Genomic DNA, 1,893 nt, shown 5'->3' with positions numbered 1-1,893 from the left:
GACATCACTGTATTTGTCGATCGCACCGCTGCACTGTGTTCAGACTTCACTTGTGGCGCGAATAAAGATGGCGTTCATTTAACAGACGTCAATTGGCAAAGAGATCTTGAACTAGGTGAAGTCGTTGACCTGCGTAACGTTCTTGAAGGTGATACCAGCCCTGACGGCAAAGGTACACTCGAAATCAAACGCGGTATCGAAGTCGGTCATATCTTTAAGTTGGGCAACAAATACAGTTCCGCAATGAATGCCTCGGTATTAAACGAAAATGGCAAAGCCACCATTATGGAGATGGGCTGTTACGGCATCGGTGTATCGCGTATTGTCGCGGCAGCTATTGAACAAAATAACGATGACAATGGCATTATCTGGCCTGAATCGATAGCGCCTTTCCAAATCGCGCTCATCCCACTCAATGGTCATAAGTCTGAGCCTGTTGCCAATAAGACTGAAGAGATCTATCAGCAGCTTGTTGACCTAGGTGTTGATGTACTCATGGATGACCGAAATGAGCGTCCAGGTTCCAAGTTTGCTGACATTGAGCTGATTGGTATTCCTCACCGAGTTGTTATTAGTGACCGAGGCATCAAGGCTGGCACACTAGAATACAAAGGCAGAAATGACAGCGATAAGCAGGATGTTGCTATCGATGACATCATGGCCTTACTAGCAGATAAGCTTGGCTTCACTATTGCTTAGGGTTTGTCGATGAGAGCGATGACTCCACAAGGTCTTTATCAGCTCTTATTCGTGCTGGTTATTTCTCTGTCTTTCGCGTCTTCAGTTAGCGCTGAACAGGCCAGCTTACGCCAGGCTCCAGATGATGAGCTGCGTAAGCTCCTTATGCAAACGGTCAATGAGTCCAGTAGTTTTGTTGACCGCTTTGATGCTGAAGTTTGGCTGGTCGATATGTCCAGCCGACTTAAGCGCTACATCAAAGACCCAGAGGAACGTTTGTCGCTGTTAAAGCGCGTTCACTCTGAAGCGAAACGAGCGGGCCTGGAACCCGAGTTAGTACTATCAGTGATCCATGTTGAAAGCGCATTTAAGCGCTTTGCTATCTCCAGAGTGGGTGCACAAGGACTCATGCAAGTTATGCCTTTTTGGAAGAATGAGATTGGTCGCCCGGACGACAACCTCACGACCGTTTCAACCAACCTCCGGTATGGCTGTACAATCCTGAAGCATTACCTGAATAAAGAGAAAGGCAACCTGATCAGAGCCCTTGCGCGATACAATGGCAGTTTAGGTAAAACTAAGTACCCTTCAAAGGTCTTACGTTTTTGGCAGGACTACTGGTTCGTAAAACATGTATAAGCCAGCATAAAGAAAGAAATAGAGTTCAAACTATGCAAGAAATTATCGTCGACCTTTCCATTGATAAAGAGGAATGGCTGCGAATCTATAGGGGTGAAGCCAATATCGTCTATGCAATCAGCAGAGATGGCCGATCCATTCAGTTTCCGGCCGCTATCCTGAGTAAATATGTGACACACCACGGCATTGAAGGGAGCTTTGTTATTTCTATCAATGACGCCGGAAAGTTCCAATCTATCATTAAACTTTAGACCCTACTTGAGACAACGCGATATGACACACAACACCACGAAAGCCACGCTACAAACGCATCAGGTCATTTCGCTAAAAGAAGCTGAACTGGTTTCTCACTTGAAGGCCATGTCACTTGAAGAACTTGAGTTTCATGCTCATGAAATTATGAAAGATATGGGTTCTGAGCAATCTCCTCAAGTCATGGCTAAAGTAATGAAGTCTTTGGAGAAACCCAAAGAAGGTTATTCAAAATTTGAAACAGTCCAAAAAACACTTGAAGATGAACTGCCCAACAAAGCTTATCTCAGCGATATCTATGCGCGCCTGGCCGCTATCGTGATG

At 45.4% G+C, this 1,893-nt stretch carries 4 protein-coding genes; all 4 read left to right on the top strand.

What is annotated here, in order from left to right; genetic code table 11:
• Positions 1-699 (top strand): His/Gly/Thr/Pro-type tRNA ligase C-terminal domain-containing protein (locus A3756_RS17405; RefSeq protein ID WP_255376523.1); only part of this gene is annotated, 699 nt, incomplete at its 5' end.
• Between the two features lie 9 nt (positions 700-708).
• Entirely contained in the window at positions 709-1,317 is a 609-nt protein-coding gene (locus A3756_RS17400; protein WP_082865334.1) for a transglycosylase SLT domain-containing protein, read from the top strand.
• Positions 1,318-1,349: 32 nt separating this feature from the next.
• Complete coding sequence (locus tag A3756_RS17395; RefSeq protein ID WP_068515563.1) at positions 1,350-1,568, top strand: DUF2835 domain-containing protein; 219 nt, start codon at positions 1,350-1,352, stop codon at positions 1,566-1,568.
• Between the two features lie 22 nt (positions 1,569-1,590).
• Positions 1,591-1,893: hypothetical protein (locus tag A3756_RS17390; RefSeq protein WP_156490563.1), on the top strand; the 303-nt coding region annotated here is incomplete at its 3' end.

This window comes from Oleiphilus sp. HI0086 (assembly GCF_001635225.1).
The sequence above is the reverse complement of the archived record's forward strand: the minus strand, read 5'-3'. Positions and strand labels throughout refer to the sequence as shown.

What these genes read in the sequence shown, in the direction of transcription:
- A3756_RS17395 (WP_068515563.1), top strand. Translation starts at nt 1,350, where the DNA reads ATGCAAGAAATTATCGTCGACCTTTCCATTGATAAAGAGGAATGGCTG.
- A3756_RS17400 (WP_082865334.1), top strand. Translation starts at nt 709, where the DNA reads ATGAGAGCGATGACTCCACAAGGTCTTTATCAGCTCTTATTCGTGCTG.